This is a genomic window from Rubrimonas cliftonensis (genome assembly GCF_900107585.1).
GTDB lineage: Bacteria > Pseudomonadota > Alphaproteobacteria > Rhodobacterales > Rhodobacteraceae > Rubrimonas > Rubrimonas cliftonensis.
In genome coordinates this window covers 262,176-278,291 of the sequence record NZ_FNQM01000003.1, presented here as the reverse complement: position 1 = coordinate 278,291, position 16,116 = coordinate 262,176, and the positions used below count along the sequence as shown (strand labels likewise).

The window sequence follows — 16,116 nt, the reverse complement described above, 5'->3', positions numbered from 1 at the left end:
CGCTGGAGCCAGCCCATGCCCGAAGCCCTGCCGAACACAATGAAGGCCGCCGTCGTGACGCGCCTCGGCGCGCCGCTGGAGATCCGCGAGGTCGCCGTGCCGCGGCCCGGCCCCGGTCAGATCGTCGCCCGCGTGCGCGCCTCCGGCGTCTGCCACACCGACCTGCACGCCGCGATGGGCGACTGGCCGGTGAAGCCGACCGCGCCCTTCATCCCCGGCCATGAGGGCGTCGGCGAGGTCGCCGCGCTCGGGGCCGGCGTGACGCACCTCAAGGAGGGCGACCGGGTGGGGATGCCGTGGCTGCACACCGCCTGCGGGCGCTGCGAGCACTGCGCCGGCGGCTGGGAGACGCTCTGCGAGAGCCAGCAGATGACCGGCTACACCGTCGACGGCGGCTATGCGGAGTATGTCCTGGCGGACGCCAACTATGTCGGCCGGCTGCCCGACGGGCTGGAGTTCGGCGCCGCCGCGCCGGTGCTCTGCGCCGGCGTCACGGTCTACAAGGGCCTGAAGGAGACCGAGGCGCGGCCCGGCCAGTGGGTCGCGATCTCCGGCATCGGCGGCCTCGGCCACATGGCTGTCCAGTACGCCCGCGCCATGGGCCTGCGCGTGATCGCGGTGGACATCGCCGAGGACAAGCTCGCGCTCGCCCGCTCGCTCGGCGCGGAGATCGCCCTGAACGGGCTTGAGTGCGACGTGGCGGCGGAGGCGCAGAAGCTCATTGGCGGAGTGCATGGCGCGCTGGTGACGGCCGTCAGCACGCAGGCCTTCGCGCAGGCGGTGGGGATGCTGCGCCGCCACGGCACGCTGTCGCTGGTGGGGCTGCCGCCGGGCGACTTCCCGCTGCCGATCTTCGAGGTCGTGCTGAAGCGCATCACCGTGCGCGGCTCCATCGTCGGCACCCGCAACGATCTCGCCGAGGCGCTCGCCTTCGCCGGCGAGGGCAGGGTGAGCAGCCACTACTCCTGGGACGTGCTCGACAACATCAACGCGATCTTCGACAGGATGCGGCAGGGCGCGATCGAGGGCCGCGTGGTGCTGCGGATGTAGCCGCGGGCGCCTCCCGTTCAGCCCGCCAGCGCGGCGATCTCGGCGCGCAGCTCCGGCAGGCCATGTCCCGTCTCCGAGGAGGTCAGGTGGATGTGGGGGTGCGCGGCGGGCCGCTTCGCCAGCCCCGCCCGCACGCCCTCCGCCGTCGCGACGATGGCGCCGCCGCGCGGCTTGTCGGCCTTGGTCAGCACCACCTGATAGGCCACTGCGGCGCCGTCTAGCAGCGCCATGATCTCGAGGTCCGGCGGCTTCAGTCCGTGCCGCCCGTCCACCAGCACGAAGGCGCGGCGTAGCGTGGGGCGGCCGGCGAGATAGTCCTTCAGCAGCGCCTGCCAGGCCGCGACCTTCGCCTTCGGCGCCTCCGCGAAGCCGTAGCCTGGGAGGTCGACCATCCAGAGCCGGCCGCCGAGGTCGAAGAAGTTAAGCTCCTGCGTGCGGCCCGGCGTGTTCGACGCCCGCGCCAGCCCCTTGCGCCCGGTCAGCGCGTTGATCAGCGAGGACTTGCCGACGTTGGAGCGCCCCGCGAAGCAGACCTCCGGCCGGTCCGCCGGCGGCAGCCCGCCGAGCGCCACCACGCCCTTCACGAAGTCGCAGGGCCCCGCGAAGAGTTTTCGCGCGGCCTCGACCGCCTCTTCGTCGAACATCGGCGCGTCGGTCGGCATGTCGGTCATGGGCGCACGGTCTCCGGAGCGGCGCCGCCCGCGCCGCGGATCGTAGGCGCCGCGGCGCCTGAAAGGTCGGACTGGCGGGTTTCGGGTGCGGACATGGCGGCTCAGACCGGCAGGACGACGTCGCCCAGCGCGATCTCCCCGCCCTCGACCACTTCTGCGTAGACGCCGAAGCAGGTGTCGCCGACGAGTTCGCGCATGGCGCGCAGGGTGTCGGCGTCGCGCGCGCCGGTGTCGGGGTTGGCCTGCGTGGCGGCGCAGCGCCAGATCGGCTCGACCACCCTGAGCCTGACGGGGCCGACCGCGATCACGCGGCCCGGCCACTGCGTCTCCTCCCAGGCCGCCAGCCGCTCCACCCACAGGTTGCCGCGGAAGCGCAGCGGATCGAGCGGTTTGCCGGCGGCCTCCGAAAGCGCCCTCAGCGACGCCATCGAGTGCAGCGATAGCCACGGCCGATCGACATCGGTCAGAGGCTGGCGCGCGCGGACGAGGCGGAACGGCCCGCTCAGCGCGTCCTCGACGAGCGGCGCGACCCACGCTTCGATGGCGGCGCGGCCTTCGGCCGTCTCGGGGTCGACCGAGAGCACCGGCGCGTCGGGGTGGGCGAGGGTGAGCGTCGCGCCGTCCCACCCGGCGCGGGCTTGGGCCAGCCGCGGCGCATGGGTGACGCGCGCGAAGTTGTTGGGCTCCACCCAGTCCGGGTTCGCGGCGTCGAAGGCCGCGCCCGCCCGCGTCACGGCCCAGACGCGGTCCAACGGCATCCATGCGCCCGGGGCGAGCGTAACGCGCTCCAGCGCCTCGACGCCGAGGCTCTTGACCGGGTGACGATGGATCGCGGCCAGCGCGCCGCCCGCGGCGTCGCTGCGCCTCGCGCCGGTCCCGCCGCCGGGCGCCGGCGCCTGCTCCCCGGCGGTCATTCGACCGGACGCTTTCGCTTGCCGGCGGTCATTCGACCGGACGCTTTCGCTTGCCGGCGGTCATTCGACCGGACGCTTTCGCTTGCCGGCGGTCATTCGACCGGACGCTTTCGCTTGCCGGCGGTCATTCGACCGGACGCTTTCGCTTGCCGGCGGTCATTCGACCGGACGCTTTCGCTTGCCGGCGGTCATTCGACCGGACGCTTTCGCTTGAAGGTGCGCTTGACGTTGCCGAAGAAGTTCACGTCGACGCCCTGGCTTCGCATGATCGTGTACTGCTGCGCGAAGGTCAGCACGTTGTTGGCGATCCAGTATATCACCAGCCCGGACGCGAAGGTGCCCAGCAGGAACATGAACATGAACGGCATGATAGCGAAGATCTGCGCCTGGATCGGGTCCGTGGGCGCGGGGTTCAGCTTCTGCTGCATCCACATCGTGATCCCCATGATGATCGGATAGACTCCGATCGAGAACAGCGTCAGGAAGGCGGGGATCGCCGAGGTCTCGAAGGGCAGCAGGCCGAAAAGGTTCATCCAGGAGGTCGGGTCGGGCGCCGAGAGATCCTGTATCCAGCCGATGAACGGCGCGTGCCGCAGTTCCAGGGACACAAAGATCACCTTGTAGAGCGAGAAGAAGATCGGGATCTGGAGCAGGATCGGGATGCATCCGGCGGCCGGGTTGACCTTCTCGCGCTTGTAGAGCGCGATCATCTCCTGCTGCATCTTCATCTTGTCGTCGCCGACGCGCTCCTTGATCTTTTCCATCTCCGGCTGAAGGTTCTTCATGCGCGACATGGAGACGAAGGACTTGTAGGCGAGCGGGAAAAGCAGCGTCTTGATCACCACGGTGAGCAGGATGATCGCCCAGCCCATGTTGCCGACGATGTCGTGGATGAACAGCAGCATCCAGTGGATCGGCTTGGTGAGAAAGAAGAACCAGCCCCAGTCGACCGCGTCCACGAAGCCGCCGATGCCGCGCGTATCCTCGTACTCCTGAAGCTGCCGCGTCTCCTTGGCGCCGGCGAAGAGCATGGAGGAGGCCGAGGCGCTCTCGCCGGGCGCGACGGTGAGCGCCGGCTGGCGCAGGTCGGTCTGGAACACCGGCAGGCCGGCGCCGGTGGCCTTGAAAACGGCGGTGAACGGCCTGTCGGCGCCGCCGGCGAGCGCCGTCATCCAGTACTTGTCGGTGAAGCCGAGCCAGCCGTTGTTGGCGACCGGCAGCCGCTCGACCGGTCCGCCCTCGGCGGGGTCGGCGGGCAGTTCGAGCATGTCGCTGTAGTTGTACTCCTTCAGCACCCCGTCGATCTCGCCGATGGCGCCTTCGTGCAGGATGTAGAAATTGATCGTCTGCGGTTCGCCGTGGCGCGCGATGATGGCGTAGGGCGCGAGGCTCAGCGCCGCGTCGGTCCGGTTCGCGACCGTCTGGGTGACGGTGAACATGTAGTTCTCGTCCACCGCGATCTCGCGCAGGAAGACGAGGCCGGCGCCGTTGTCCCACTCCAGCGTCACCTGGGCGCCGGGCGCGAGGCGGTCGCCGGCGGCCAGCGCCCACTCCGTCTCGGCGTCTGGCAGCGGGCCCGTCTGGGAGCCGCGCGCCGGCGTCCAGCCCCAGAGCGCGTAGTAGGGATTGGCGGCGCCGGTCGGCTCCAGCAGCTCCACGGCCGGCGAGCCGGGGTCGTTGGTCTGCCGGTGGGCGGTGAGGTCGAGGTGATCGATGCGGCCGCCCTTCAGCGAGAGCGAGCCGCGCAGCTTCGGGGTGTCGATCGGCACGCGCGCGCTGCGCGCGAGCGCCTCGGCCCGCGGGACGGACGTCGGCGCCGCGGCGATCGGGCCGGGCGCGTCCGGCGCGCCCGCCACGGACTCGGCGGGCGGGAGCTGGGGGTTGAGCGCCGGCGGCGGCGGCGCGAGGAACACCTGCCACACGACGATGACGAGGAAGCTCAGCGCCGCCGCCAGGATCATGTTCTTCTGTTCGCCCATGGCGGTCGCTCCGTTCGTGCAGGATCCGGCTTGGTTGGATCGGGGGCGGTGCGCAGGCCCGCCCGCGGGCGATGTAGCCGCTGCGGCGGCGGAAAGCGAGACCGCGCGGCCCGCCAATAGCGGCGGCGGCCCGTCGCGCCCTATCTGTAGAACACGAAGGCTGCGCCGCCGGCGATCAGCGCGAAGCCGACCGCATGGTTCCAGCGCAGCGGCTCGCCCAGCCACCAGACCGAGAAGCCGGCGAAGACCAGCAGCGTGACGACCTCCTGGATCGTCTTCAGCTCCGCGGCGGAGAAATGCCCGTGGCCCATTCGGTTCGCGGGCACCTGCAGGCAGTACTCGAAAAAGGCGATGCCCCAGCTCGCCAGGACGACGACGTAAAGCGGCGCCGCCTTGAACTTCAGGTGGCCGTACCATGCGAACGTCATGAATACGTTCGAGCCGACCAGCAGCGCGACGGCGACGTAGGGGACGAGTGCGGGAGGCAGGGTCATGGCGAGACCTCGGGTGCGGCGTCGGGGAGCGGACGCCTTGCGACAAGGTGTCGGCGCGGCGCCGGGACGCCTGCGGCGGACGGCGCCCGGCCCGGCCTCATGGCGCGTGCCCGCGCCATTGCGGGCTCTCCCAGCCGCGCAGGATCGCCGCGGCGCGCACGGCGAAGACCGACGCGCCGCAGGCGGCGCCCGAGACGTAGGGGTGCGCGCCGGCGGCGTCGGCCAGCACGCCCACGGCCGCGCCGGCCGCGACGGCGGTTGCGTAGATCTCGCGGTGCAGGATCATCGGCCTTGCGCCGCACAGCAGGTCGCGGGTCAGCCCGCCGAAGGTGCCCGTCACCACCGCCATGGCGATCTGCACCGGCCAGACCGCCCCAACCGAACGCGCGGCGGCGAGGCCCAGCGGCGCGGCGATGGCGAGCCCCAGCGCGTCGGCCCAGCTCAGCGGCCGGCTCAGCCGCTCCAGCCGCGCCCCGAAGAGCCAGACCAGCGCCGTCGCCGCCATCGCCGCCGCGAGATAGCGCGCGTCCACCAGCCAGAACACCGGGCGGTCGAGCAGCAGGTCGCGCAGCGTGCCGCCGCCGACCCCGGTGACGAAGGCGGCGACCAGCATCCCGAACGCGTCCATCCGCGCGCGCCCGCCAAGCAGCGCGCCGGAGACGGCGAAGACGAACACCGCCGCCATGTCGAGTGCCGAGAGCCAGAGCGGCGTCATGCGCGCGTCTCCGCAAGCGAGGCCATGGGAGCGCGACTCACTCGGGCGGCGGGTCGTAGCCGGAGCCGCCCCAGGGGTGGCAGCGCAGCACCCGCCAAAGCGTGAGCCAGCCGCCGCGCAGGGCGCCGTGGCGCTCCAGCGCCTCCAGCGCATAGGCCGAGCAGGTGGGCTGAAACCGGCAGGACATGCCCACGAGCGGCGAGAAGGTGGCGCGGTAGAGCAGGACCGGCAGGCTGAGGACGCGGGCGAGCGGGCTCACGGCGAAACGGCCGGCGCGGTCGCTTTCGGCCTGTGGGGCCGGTCGCGGCCCCCGCCGGCCCCGTGCACGCGCGCGAGCGCGCCCTCCAGGTCGGCCAGCAGGTCGGGGAAGGGCCGCGCGGCGGTCGCCTCGGGCTTGCCGATCAGCACATAGTCCCAGCCCGGCCGGCCGAGGCGCGGCAGCACCGCCGCCGCCGCCGCGCGCAGCCGGCGCTTGGCGCGGTTGCGCCGGACCGCGTTTCCGACCTTCTTGGAGCAGGTGTATCCCACGCGCACGGTCGCGGGGTCGGGCGTTTCGCCCGGCGCGCGGCTGCGTCCCTGCAGGTTGAGAGAGGCCGCGCCCGCGCGGCGGGCGCGGGAGGCGGCGATGAAGTCCCGCCGCCTTGCGATGGTCTCCATCGGCGCGGCGCCCGCCCGGCGAGGTTACGCCGTCAGGTGCTTGCGGCCGAGGCGGCGGCGGGCGTTGACGATCTTGCGGCCGTTCTTCGTCGCCATGCGCGCACGGAAGCCGTGGCGGCGCTTGCGGACGAGCCGGCTCGGCTGAAACGTGCGTTTCATGGCGGCGGTTTCCTTGGCTGTTCCGCGCGCCTCGCGGGCGCGTCAATTGAGCCGTGGCGGGTAGCGCGGCGCGGCGCGGATGTCAACGCGCGCCTTGCGTCTGGCTGCGTGATCGCGCCTGGTCGCGCCGCGGTCAAGCTGTCGTGACGCCCGCTCGCGAGAGGGCCGCAGAGGTGTAAGTACCCGGGGCGTCCGGCAGTCGAATCGGGGGAGGCGATGCGCGCCATGGCGATCGAAGACGATGCGGCGGCTGACGGAGCGCGCGGGGGCGCCGCCGAGGGCCGCTCGGCGGACCGGCCCGGCGGCCGCGCGGCCCGGCTGCGGCGGCTCGCGCCGCTCGCCGCGCTCGCGCTCGCCGGCGCGGCCGCGTTCTGGGCCTTCGGCGACGTGCTGAGCTTCGAGGCGCTGGAGCGCAACCGCGCCGCCCTCATCGCCTGGCGCGACGCCTCCTATCCGCTGGCCGCCCTGGGCTTCGTGGCCGTCTATGCGCTCGCGGTTGCGGTGTCGCTGCCCGGCGCGATCTGGCTGACGCTGGGCGGCGGCTTCCTGTTCGGCGCGCTGGCGGGCGGCGCGCTGACCGTTATCGGGGCCACGCTCGGCGCCGCCGCGATCTTCCTCGCCGCGCGCACCGGCCTGGGAGACATGCTGCGCGCCCGGGCCGGCGGCTGGCTGGCCCGGTTCGAAAGCGGCGTGCGCGAGAACGCGGTGAGCTTCATGCTGGCGATGCGGCTCGCGCCGGTGGTGCCGTTCTTCGTCGCCAACCTCGCGCCGGCCTTCCTCGGCGTGCCGTTCGTCACCTATCTCTGGACGACTTTCGTGGGGATCATGCCGGCGACCTTCATCTACGCCTCCGTCGGCGCGGGGCTCGGCGAACTGTTCGCGCTGGGCGAGCGGCCGGACCTCGGCGTGATCTTCAGGCCGGCGGTGCTGGGCCCGCTGCTGGGGCTGGCCGCGCTCTCGCTGCTGCCTGCGCTGGCGCGGCGCATCCGCCGCAAGGGGGGCTGAGCGATGGCGCGGGACGGCGCGTCGCGTGGGACGCTGACGCCCGATCTCTGCGTGATCGGCGCCGGCTCCGGCGGGCTCTCGGTCGCGGCCGGGGCGGTGCAGATGGGCGCCTCGGTCGTGCTGATCGAGGCTGGAGAGATGGGCGGCGACTGCCTGAACGCCGGCTGCGTGCCCTCCAAGGCCCTCCTCGCGGCCGCGAAGCATGCGCACATGATGGGCGCCGGCGCGCCCTTCGGCGTGCGCCCGCAGCCGGCGGAGGTCGACTGGTCGGCGGTGCGCGCCCATGTCCGCGGCGTGATAGACGCCATCGCGCCGCACGATTCGCAGGAGCGCTTCGAGGGGCTCGGCGTCACCGTCCTGCGCGCCTTCGCCCGCTTCGTGGACGATCGGACGGTCGAGGCCGGCGGCGCGACCGTCCGCCCGCGGCGCTTCGTTATCGCGACCGGCTCGCGCCCGCGGGTGCCGCCAATCCCCGGCCTCGCCGAGACGCCGCACCTCACCAACGAGACGCTGTTCGCGCTGGCGGAGAAGCCCGCGCATCTGCTGATCCTCGGCGGCGGTCCCATCGGCATGGAGATGGCGCAGGCGCATCGCCGCCTCGGCTGCGCCGTCACCGTGCTGGAGGCGGGGCGCGCGCTGGGCCGGGAGGATCCCGAGGCCGCCGCCGTCGCGCTCGTCGCGCTGCGGGCCGAGGGCGTCGCGATCCGGGAGAACGCCAAGGTCGCCGCCGCGGCCGGCGGAGACGGCGTGACGCTGACGCTGGAGGGGGGCGAGACGGTCGCCGGCTCGCACCTGCTCGTCGCCGTGGGGCGCGCGCCCGCGCTCGACGGTCTGGGGCTCGACGCCGCGAACATCGCCCATGACGACCGCGGCGTGACCGTGGACGCGGGCCTGCGCTCGGTCTCCAACCGCCGCGTCTACGCCGTCGGCGACGTCGCGGGGCGCGGGCAGTTCACCCATCTCGCCGGCCACCATGCCGGGCTCGTGATTCGCTCGGCGCTCTTCCGACTGCCGGTGAAGGCGCGCGGCGACCACATTCCCCGCGTCACCTTCACCGACCCCGAGATCGCGGCCGTGGGCCCCTCCGAGGCGGAGGCCCGCGCCGCCCATGGCGACCGCTTCTCCGTCGCGCGGCTGGACCTCGCCGAGGTCGACCGCGCCCGGGCCGAGCGCGCCACGGAGGGGTTCGCGAAGCTCCTGATCGGGCCGGGCGGCAGGGTGCTGGGCGGAACCGTCGTCGGCCGCGGCGCGGGGGAGCTCATCGGCGTCGTGGCGCTGGCCGTCTCGAAGGGGCTGAAGGCGGGCGACCTCGCCGGCATGGTCGCGCCCTATCCCACCTACGGCGAGGCCGCCAAGCGCGCCGCCGGCGCCCATTTTGCGCCGAAGCTGTTCGGAAATCCCTGGGTGAAGCGCGCCGTCAGGCTGCTGGCCCGCTTCGGGTGACGCCGCCGCCGCCGCCCTCAATCCGTCTGCCCGCCTTGCGAAAACCGGTCCGCGCCGCTTAGCTGCGGCGCGGGGCGAGGGTGCGCCCCGGTCGCCGCTCCGGGGGGGCAGGAACCGTGCGAGCGAAGGGGGTGGCGAGAAGCCTGACCAGGAGCCTCTCCGGCAGGCTGCTGATCCTCGCCATCCTCGCCGTGATGGTCGTCGAGGTCGTCATCTTCCTGCCTTCGGTGGCCCGCTTCCGCGAGGACTATCTGCTCGGCCGGCTGCGGATGGCCGAACTCGCCTCGCTCGCCCTGCTGGCGACGCCGGAGGGGATGCTCGACCCCGAGCTCGAGGCGCAGCTGCTGCGTCGCGCCGACGCCGCCTCGATCGTGCTGCGCCGCGGCGGCGCCCGCGCGCTGGCGCTGAGCGACCCCATGGCGCGCATGGTGCAGGAGACCTACGACCTGCGCGACGCGCAGGCGCCCGAACTCATCGCCGACGCGGTGATGCTGCTGTTCTCGGACGGCGACCGCGTCATCCGCGTCATCGGCGCGCCGGCCGCCGGGATGGACGTGGTCGAGATCACCATGGAGGAGGCGCCGCTGCTCAAGGCCGGCCGCGCCTACGCGCTGCGCATCCTCCAGCTTTCCCTGATCATCTCGATGTTCGTCGGGGTTCTGCTCTACCTGCTCACGCGGCGGCTGCTGGTGCGGCCGATGGCGCGCATCGTGGCGAGCATGGCGGCCTTCCGCGAGAACCCGGAGGGTCCGGAGCCGGTGTTCGTCCCCTCCAGCGCCGTGACCGAGGTGGCCGTCGCGGAGGAGGCGCTGGCCGCGATGCAGACCGAGCTGCGCGCCGCCCTGCGCCAGAAGGCGCGGCTGGCGAGCCTCGGCGAGGCGGTCGCGCGCATCGCGCACGACCTGCGCAACCTGCTCTCCACCGCGCAGCTGCTCGCCGACCGGCTGGAGGGCTCCGCCGATCCGGTGGCGGCGCGCGTCGGGCCGAAGCTCGTCGGCTCGCTGGACCGCGCCGTGGCGCTCTGCCAGTCCACCCTGCGCTTCGGCGCGGCGCAGGAGGCGCCGCCGGCCCCGCGCGAGACGCCCGTAGCCCGGCTCGCCGCCGAGGTCGCCGACGCGGTGTTTCCCGACGCCGAGAACGGCGACACGGCGCCGGTGCGCCTGGAGATCGATGTCGCCGGGAAGCTCTGCGTCTGGGCCGACCCCGACCAGCTCCACCGCGTGCTCGTCAACCTCGTGCGCAACGCCCGCGCCGCCATCGAGGGGGCGGGCCGGTCCGGCGTCGTGCGGCTGTCGGCGCGGCAGGCGGGCGCGATGGTCGAGATCGACGTGGCCGACGAAGGGCCGGGCCTGCCGAGAAAGGCGCTCGACAACCTGTTCCAGCCGTTCCGGGGCGGCGCCGGGCGCGCCGGAACGGGGCTCGGCCTCGCGATCGCGCGCGATCTCGCCGAGATGCAGGGCGGCGCCCTGACGCTGGTCGCCAGCGGCGAGGGCGGCGCGCGCTTCCGCGTCAGCGCGCCGGCGCGCCCGCCCGGCGATTGACGACGATCAAGGCGCCGGGGCCCGCGCCGCAGTCAATGGAAGCCGTCGTCCCGCTCGGCGGCGCGCGCTTGCGACTGCGGCGCCGCCAGTGGTTGCGGTGTCTGCGCGGCGCGCCATAATCTTGCGCAGCGAAAAGCAAACGCGCGCCGCGCCGCCGGCGCGCAGAAGCCCCGGGGGGAGCTCCTTCAATGAGTAACGACGTGTTTGCGCCATCCGCCGCCTTCGTCGCGCAGGCAAACGCCGACGAGTCCAGGTACAAGGCGATGTACGAAGCCTCCGTCGCCGACCCTGCCGCTTTCTGGGGCGAGCATGGCAAGCGTCTCAACTGGATCAAGCCCTACACGAAGGTGAAGTCGACGACGTTCGACTACCATAACGTGTCGATCAAGTGGTTCGAGGACGGGCAGCTCAACGTCTGCGCCAACTGTGTCGACCGGCATCTGGGCCGGGGCGAGAAGACCGCGATCATCTGGGAGGCCGACGACCCCAAGCTCTCCAAGCGCATCAGCTACCGCGAGCTCTACGAGAACGTCTCCAGGTTCGCCAACGTGCTGCACGGGATGGGCGTGAAGAAGGGCGACCGCGTCATCCTCTACCTCCCGATGATCCCCGAGGCCGCCTATGCGATGCTGGCCTGCGCCCGCATCGGCGCGGTGCATTCCATCGTCTTCGCCGGCTTCTCGCCGGACGCGCTGGCCGACCGGGTCGAGGGCGCCGGCGCGAAGCTCGTCGTCACCGCCGACGAGGCGCCGCGCGGCGGCCGCAACACGGCCCTCAAGGCCAATGTCGACAAGGCGCTGAAGCGGGTCGGCGGCGACGTGAAGACGCTCGTCGTCAAGCGCACGGGCGGCGACGTCGCATGGGACGCCGAGCGCGACAACTGGCTGCACGAGGAGATGGAGCGCGTCTCCGACCATTGCGAGCCGGTCGCCGTCAACGCCGAGGATCCGCTGTTCATCCTCTACACCTCCGGCTCGACCGGCAAGCCGAAGGGCGTGGTGCACAGCTCCGGCGGCTACCTGCTCTACGCCGCGATGACCCACGAGTACGTCTTCGACGTCAAGGACGACGACGTGTACTGGTGCACGGCCGATGTCGGCTGGGTGACGGGCCACAGCTACATCGTCTACGGCCCGCTCGCCAACGGCGCGACGACGGTGATGTTCGAGGGCGTGCCGACCTATCCCGACGCAGGGCGCTTCTGGGAGGTCTGCGCCAAGCACGGCGTCACCATCTTCTACACCGCGCCCACCGCGATCCGCGCGCTGATGGCCAAGGGCGTGGAGTTCGTCCAGAAGCACGACCTGTCGAAGCTGCGCCTGCTCGGCTCGGTCGGCGAGCCGATCAACCCCGAGGCCTGGCACTGGTACAACAAGAATGTCGGCGGGGAGCGCTGCCCGATCGTCGACACCTGGTGGCAGACGGAGACGGGGGGCATCCTCATCTCGCCGCTGCCCGGCGCGGTGGCCGCCAAGCCCGGCTCGGCGACGCTGCCCTTCTTCGGCGTCAGGCCGGTGGTGCTGGACGAGAAGGGCGAGGAGATCGCCGCGACCGAGTGCGAGGGCGTGCTCGCCATCGCCGACAGCTGGCCGGGCCAGATGCGCACGGTCTACGGCGACCATGACCGCTTCGTGTCGACCTACTTCGAGATGTTCAAGGGCTACTACTTCTCCGGCGACGGCTGCCGCCGAGACAAGGACGGCTACTACTGGATCACGGGCCGCGTGGACGACGTCATCAACGTCTCCGGCCACCGGATGGGCACCGCGGAGGTCGAGTCGGCGCTGGTGGCGCATCCCAAGGTCTCGGAGGCCGCGGTGGTGGGCTACCCGCACGACATCAAGGGGCAGGGCATCTACTGCTACGTCACCCTGATGGACGGCGAGCCCTACGACGATGCGCTCAAGACCGAACTGCGCAACTGGGTCCGCAACGAGATCGGCCCGATCGCGTCGCCCGACGTCATCCAGTGGGCGCCGGGCCTGCCGAAGACCCGCTCGGGCAAGATCATGCGCCGCATCCTGCGCAAGATCGCCGAGAACGAAACCGGCTCGCTGGGCGACACCTCGACGCTGGCCGACCCGTCGGTGGTCGAGGAGCTGATCGCCAACCGGGCCGGTTGAATCCGAGCGGCCGACGCGGACGGCCTGTTCGCGCGGCCGCTGCGACCGCCACGATCCGAAGGACGCTTCGGACACCGGCGCCGATGGGCCAGAGTTTCGCGCGCCGCGTCCTGCGCAGCGACGGCGCGTTCTCATCGGCCGCCATTCCGGGCGAGCGCGCGGCGTCGTGCGACCGTTCCAGGATGCGCCTTCTGAAGTGATACCATTCGGGAATCCGAGCCGCGCCGGCCTCGAGGGGGCGCTTTCGCGGCCGGTGCGGGAGAGGCGCGCCGGCCGGACGGGCCGAGCCTCCCGGCCGGCGCCGCGCGAGCAGGAACGTCGCTTGCGGCGCCGCGCCCCGTCGGCGCTGGGGCCGCCCCATGTTGCGCGCCCGGAGCACCAGGCGCTGGCCGGCTTCACCAAAAATTAAGTACTCAACCTCAAGGCGATTGCGAATCGCCTCCCCTAAGGTAAAGGTTGAAGGCATCGAAAGTTGTTTGGAGAGATGAAAATGGTTTCGGTTTCCCATGCCGCTGCGGCCGCAGCGGTCGTCTCTATGTCGCTGGCGTTTGCGACTTCGGCCGGCGCGGCGCTTGCGCCGGCGTTCGTGTACACCGGCTCGGTGGGCGTCTCCACCGACGGCTTCGGCTCCACCAGCGGCGTCGGAACCATCAGCGCCAGCGCGCCGAGCGGCTCCACCGTGATCGCAGCGTATCTCTACACGTCGACTTATGACGAGGTTGGCTTCTCGACGGTCGCGCCGACGACGGTCACGCTCGATGGCGATGCGGTGACCTACACCCAGAGCATCCAGAACCCGTCATATTCCCGGCTTACCGCCCATCGCGCGGACGTGACCAGCACGGTCAAGCCGGTCATCGACGGCAGCGCTGGCGGCGTTTACGACTTCGCATACAACGAGAACAATGCCGGCGTCGAGAACGGTAGGACCGGCATCGACGGCAGCGCCCTCGTGGTCGTCTACGACAATCCGGCCCTCAGCGACCGGACCGTTGCGGTGCTCGACGGCTTCTCCGACATCGCTGGCGACACCTTCGACGTCACGTTCGGCGTGCCGCTCGACCCCACTGCGCCTGGCTTCAATCTCGAGATGTTCCTCGGCATCGGCTACAGCTGCTGCAATCAGGCCTCGAACATCACCGTGAACGGCACGCTGATCTCGCGGAACTCCGGCAATTTCGACGACGGGCTGCAGCAGGCCAACGGCTCCCTGATTACGATGGGCAGCTTCGACGACGCGCCCTCCGCGTTTCTTCCCAGCTACGCAGCCGACACCGAGCGCTACGACCTTGCGCCCTACGTCAACGCCGGCGACACGTTGCTGAGCGTCGACACGCTCAACCCTTCGGTCAACGACAACATCTTCGTGGCGGTGCTCGATCTGACCGGTACCGCGAGCGTGGTCAACCCGGACGTTCCGACCGATCCGACCGTTCCGCCAATTCCGCTGCCTGCATCGATGTGGCTGCTGGTCAGCGGCATCGCGATGGCGGCTGGCGTCGCCCGCCGCCGCGCCTGCTGAATCAGCCGCTCATCCATGCTGCGCCACGCGTGCGCGCCCCGATGCGGGGCGCGCATTTGTTTTGGGGCCGCGCCTGATCCAGCAGCCTAGTTCTTCAACCCCGTGCCCCTGGTGATCAGCCGCAGCGCCCAGAGCCACAGCGCCGCGCAGCTGGCCAGCGCCACTCCCGCCGACAGCAGCGGGGGGCTGTCGCTCACGCCGATGATCCCGTAGCGGAAGCCGTCGATGAGGTAGAACACCGGGTTGGCGTGGCTCAGCCCGTACACCAGCCCCGGCAGGTCGGAGATCGAATAGAAGGTGCCCGAGAGAAACGCGAGCGGCGTCACCACGAAGTTGGTGATCGCCGCCATCTGGTCGAACTTCGTGCAGAACACGCCCGCGATCAGCCCCGCCAGCGCCATCGCCAGCGCGCCGAGCAGGATGAAGAGCAGCGCCCAGAACGGGTGCGCCGGAACGATCCCGAGCGCGAGAAAGACCGGCGCGCAGACCGCGAGACCCACCGCCGCACCCCGCGCCACGCCGCCCAGCGCATAGCCGGTCAGGATCTCCGCCGACGAGAGCGGCGGCATCAGCGTGTCCACGATCGAGCCCTGGATCTTGGCGATCATCAGCGACGAGGAGGTGTTGGCGAAGGCGTTCTGGATCACCGTCATCATCGCGATCCCCGGTGCGAGGAAATCGATGAACGGCACGCCCATCGCGTCGCCGCGCCGCTCGGCGAGCGCGAAGTGGAACACCGCCATGAACAGCGCGGCGGTCGCCAGCGGCGCCAGAAGGGTCTGGCCCCAGACCTTCGCGAAACGGCGCACCTCGCGGCCGATCAGCGTCCAAAGTCCGAGCCAGTTGGTCCTCCCGAAGCGACGGACGCCCGGGCCGGGGCGCTCCGGCGCCGCCCCGCTCGCGCGGTCGGGTGTCGGGTGCGTTCGGGCCGGGTGCGCGGGGCCTTCGCCGCCGCGCTTCGCGCCGCCCGGCGCCTCGGGCTGCGGGGCATGTCGCGTCGCGGCGGCGTCCGGTGTGGCGCGCATCGGAGAAAACCTCTATCTGGCGGCGTTCCGGTTGCGGGAAACGCGGCGGAACCTAACATGTAGGCGCGCGGCGTCGAGGGCGCGCGCAGCGCGGTGGAGGCGATGGACATGTCGTGGACGGATGAGCGCGTCGAGAAGCTCCAGCAACTCTGGGCCGAGGGTCAGTCGGCGGCCCAGATCGCCAAGGCGCTGGGCGGCGTCACCCGGAACGCGGTGATCGGCAAGGTGCATCGGCTCGGGCTGTCGAACCGCGCGGCGGCCCCGCGCGCGACCGAACCGGCGGAGGAGCCGGCGTCGGCCGCCGTCGCCGAGGAGGCCGCGTCGCCTCCCGCCTCCAAACCTGCCGAGCAGCCCGCGGCGGCGGCGCCGTCGCCCGAGCCCGAAACGGAGCCCGAGCCGGTCGAGGCCGCGACGGATGCGGACGAGGAGGCCCCGGAACCCGCCGTCGCCCGCGCGCCGGCCCGCGACCCGCTGCGCCGGGAGCCCGCGCCGATGACCGAGGAGCGGCTGGAGGTGCTGGCCAATCTCGCCGAGATCGAGAAGACCGCGCGCCGCGTGACGCTGATGGACCTGACCGAGCGCGTCTGCAAATGGCCGATCGGCGACCCGACCGACCCCGCCTTCCGCTTCTGCGGCCTGCCCGCGCAGCAGGGCAAGCCGTACTGCGCGGCGCATGTCGCGGTCGCGTTCCAGCCGATGTCGAGCCGCCGCGACCGCGACCGGCAGCGCGTGCGCAGCTGAGCGCCGCGCCGACAGCCCGGAACGACCGGACGCGCGCGCCCTCCTCAAGCTTTGCCGCCGCCATCTCCGGCGGCGTC

16 protein-coding genes are annotated in these 16,116 nt (G+C 71.9%); 7 read left to right on the top strand and 9 right to left on the bottom strand.

Annotated features, from left to right (window positions below; all coding sequences use genetic code 11):
* The first annotated feature begins 15 nt into the window (after positions 1-15).
* Positions 16-1,050 carry an alcohol dehydrogenase AdhP gene (gene adhP, locus BLW43_RS06830; protein WP_217632114.1) on the top strand — a complete coding sequence of 345 codons (1,035 nt, stop codon included), beginning with the start codon at positions 16-18 and terminating at the stop codon, positions 1,048-1,050.
* A gap of 17 nt (positions 1,051-1,067) precedes the next feature.
* Here adhP and yihA read toward each other — a convergent pair whose 3' ends face one another.
* The 8 genes from yihA to rpmH form a co-directional block, all read right to left on the bottom strand.
* Entirely contained in the window at positions 1,068-1,721 is a 654-nt protein-coding gene (gene yihA, locus BLW43_RS06825) for a ribosome biogenesis GTP-binding protein YihA/YsxC (protein ID WP_093250775.1), read from the bottom strand.
* 101 nt (positions 1,722-1,822) lie between these two features.
* Positions 1,823-2,635, bottom strand: a complete 813-nt coding sequence (locus BLW43_RS06820) for an MOSC domain-containing protein (RefSeq protein WP_093250772.1) — start codon at positions 2,633-2,635, stop codon at positions 1,823-1,825.
* A gap of 188 nt (positions 2,636-2,823) precedes the next feature.
* A complete protein-coding gene (yidC, locus tag BLW43_RS06815) occupies positions 2,824-4,614 on the bottom strand; it encodes a membrane protein insertase YidC (protein ID WP_093250770.1) in 1,791 nt (596 codons plus the stop codon).
* Between the two features lie 140 nt (positions 4,615-4,754).
* Positions 4,755-5,108: a DMT family protein gene (locus BLW43_RS06810; protein WP_093250768.1), complete on the bottom strand. Its 354-nt coding sequence runs from the start codon at positions 5,106-5,108 to the stop codon at positions 4,755-4,757.
* Positions 5,109-5,205: 97 nt separating this feature from the next.
* Complete coding sequence (locus BLW43_RS06805) at positions 5,206-5,823, bottom strand: trimeric intracellular cation channel family protein (RefSeq protein ID WP_175478787.1); 618 nt, start codon at positions 5,821-5,823, stop codon at positions 5,206-5,208.
* 37 nt (positions 5,824-5,860) lie between these two features.
* The gene (yidD, locus tag BLW43_RS23900; RefSeq protein ID WP_217632113.1) at positions 5,861-6,082 is read right to left on the bottom strand and encodes a membrane protein insertion efficiency factor YidD; all 222 of its coding nucleotides are present in this window, start codon (positions 6,080-6,082) and stop codon (positions 5,861-5,863) included.
* A complete protein-coding gene (rnpA, locus tag BLW43_RS06795) occupies positions 6,079-6,480 on the bottom strand; it encodes a ribonuclease P protein component (protein ID WP_217632112.1) in 402 nt (133 codons plus the stop codon). Before rnpA ends, yidD begins: the two co-directional genes overlap by 4 nt.
* A 24-nt stretch (positions 6,481-6,504) precedes the next feature.
* Positions 6,505-6,639: a 50S ribosomal protein L34 gene (gene rpmH, locus BLW43_RS06790; RefSeq protein WP_093250757.1), complete on the bottom strand. Its 135-nt coding sequence runs from the start codon at positions 6,637-6,639 to the stop codon at positions 6,505-6,507.
* 225 nt (positions 6,640-6,864) lie between these two features.
* Between rpmH and BLW43_RS06785 the strand changes: the two genes are divergently transcribed.
* The 5 genes from BLW43_RS06785 (at position 6,865) to BLW43_RS06765 (ending at position 14,273) form a co-directional block, all read left to right on the top strand.
* A complete protein-coding gene (locus tag BLW43_RS06785) occupies positions 6,865-7,644 on the top strand; it encodes a TVP38/TMEM64 family protein (protein ID WP_093251591.1) in 780 nt (259 codons plus the stop codon).
* 3 nt (positions 7,645-7,647) lie between these two features.
* Positions 7,648-9,087 carry a dihydrolipoyl dehydrogenase family protein gene (locus BLW43_RS06780; protein ID WP_093250754.1) on the top strand — a complete coding sequence of 480 codons (1,440 nt, stop codon included), beginning with the start codon at positions 7,648-7,650 and terminating at the stop codon, positions 9,085-9,087.
* Positions 9,088-9,218: 131 nt separating this feature from the next.
* Positions 9,219-10,628 (top strand): sensor histidine kinase, encoded by a 1,410-nt coding sequence (locus BLW43_RS06775; RefSeq protein WP_245730952.1) that lies wholly within the window; start codon positions 9,219-9,221, stop codon positions 10,626-10,628.
* A gap of 188 nt (positions 10,629-10,816) precedes the next feature.
* Positions 10,817-12,751, top strand: coding sequence for an acetate--CoA ligase (acs, locus tag BLW43_RS06770; RefSeq protein WP_093250751.1), 1,935 nt, complete (start codon positions 10,817-10,819; stop codon positions 12,749-12,751).
* A gap of 490 nt (positions 12,752-13,241) precedes the next feature.
* Positions 13,242-14,273, top strand: a complete 1,032-nt coding sequence (locus BLW43_RS06765; protein ID WP_093250750.1) for a VPLPA-CTERM sorting domain-containing protein — start codon at positions 13,242-13,244, stop codon at positions 14,271-14,273.
* 86 nt (positions 14,274-14,359) lie between these two features.
* On the opposite strand, the gene BLW43_RS06760 is transcribed toward BLW43_RS06765, so the two are convergent.
* Positions 14,360-15,298 carry an ABC transporter permease gene (locus BLW43_RS06760; RefSeq protein WP_093250748.1) on the bottom strand — a complete coding sequence of 313 codons (939 nt, stop codon included), beginning with the start codon at positions 15,296-15,298 and terminating at the stop codon, positions 14,360-14,362.
* 108 nt (positions 15,299-15,406) lie between these two features.
* On the opposite strand from BLW43_RS06760, the gene BLW43_RS06755 reads away from it, so the two are divergent.
* The gene (locus BLW43_RS06755; protein ID WP_093251589.1) at positions 15,407-16,039 is read left to right on the top strand and encodes a GcrA family cell cycle regulator; all 633 of its coding nucleotides are present in this window, start codon (positions 15,407-15,409) and stop codon (positions 16,037-16,039) included.
* Positions 16,040-16,116: the final 77 nt, after the last annotated feature.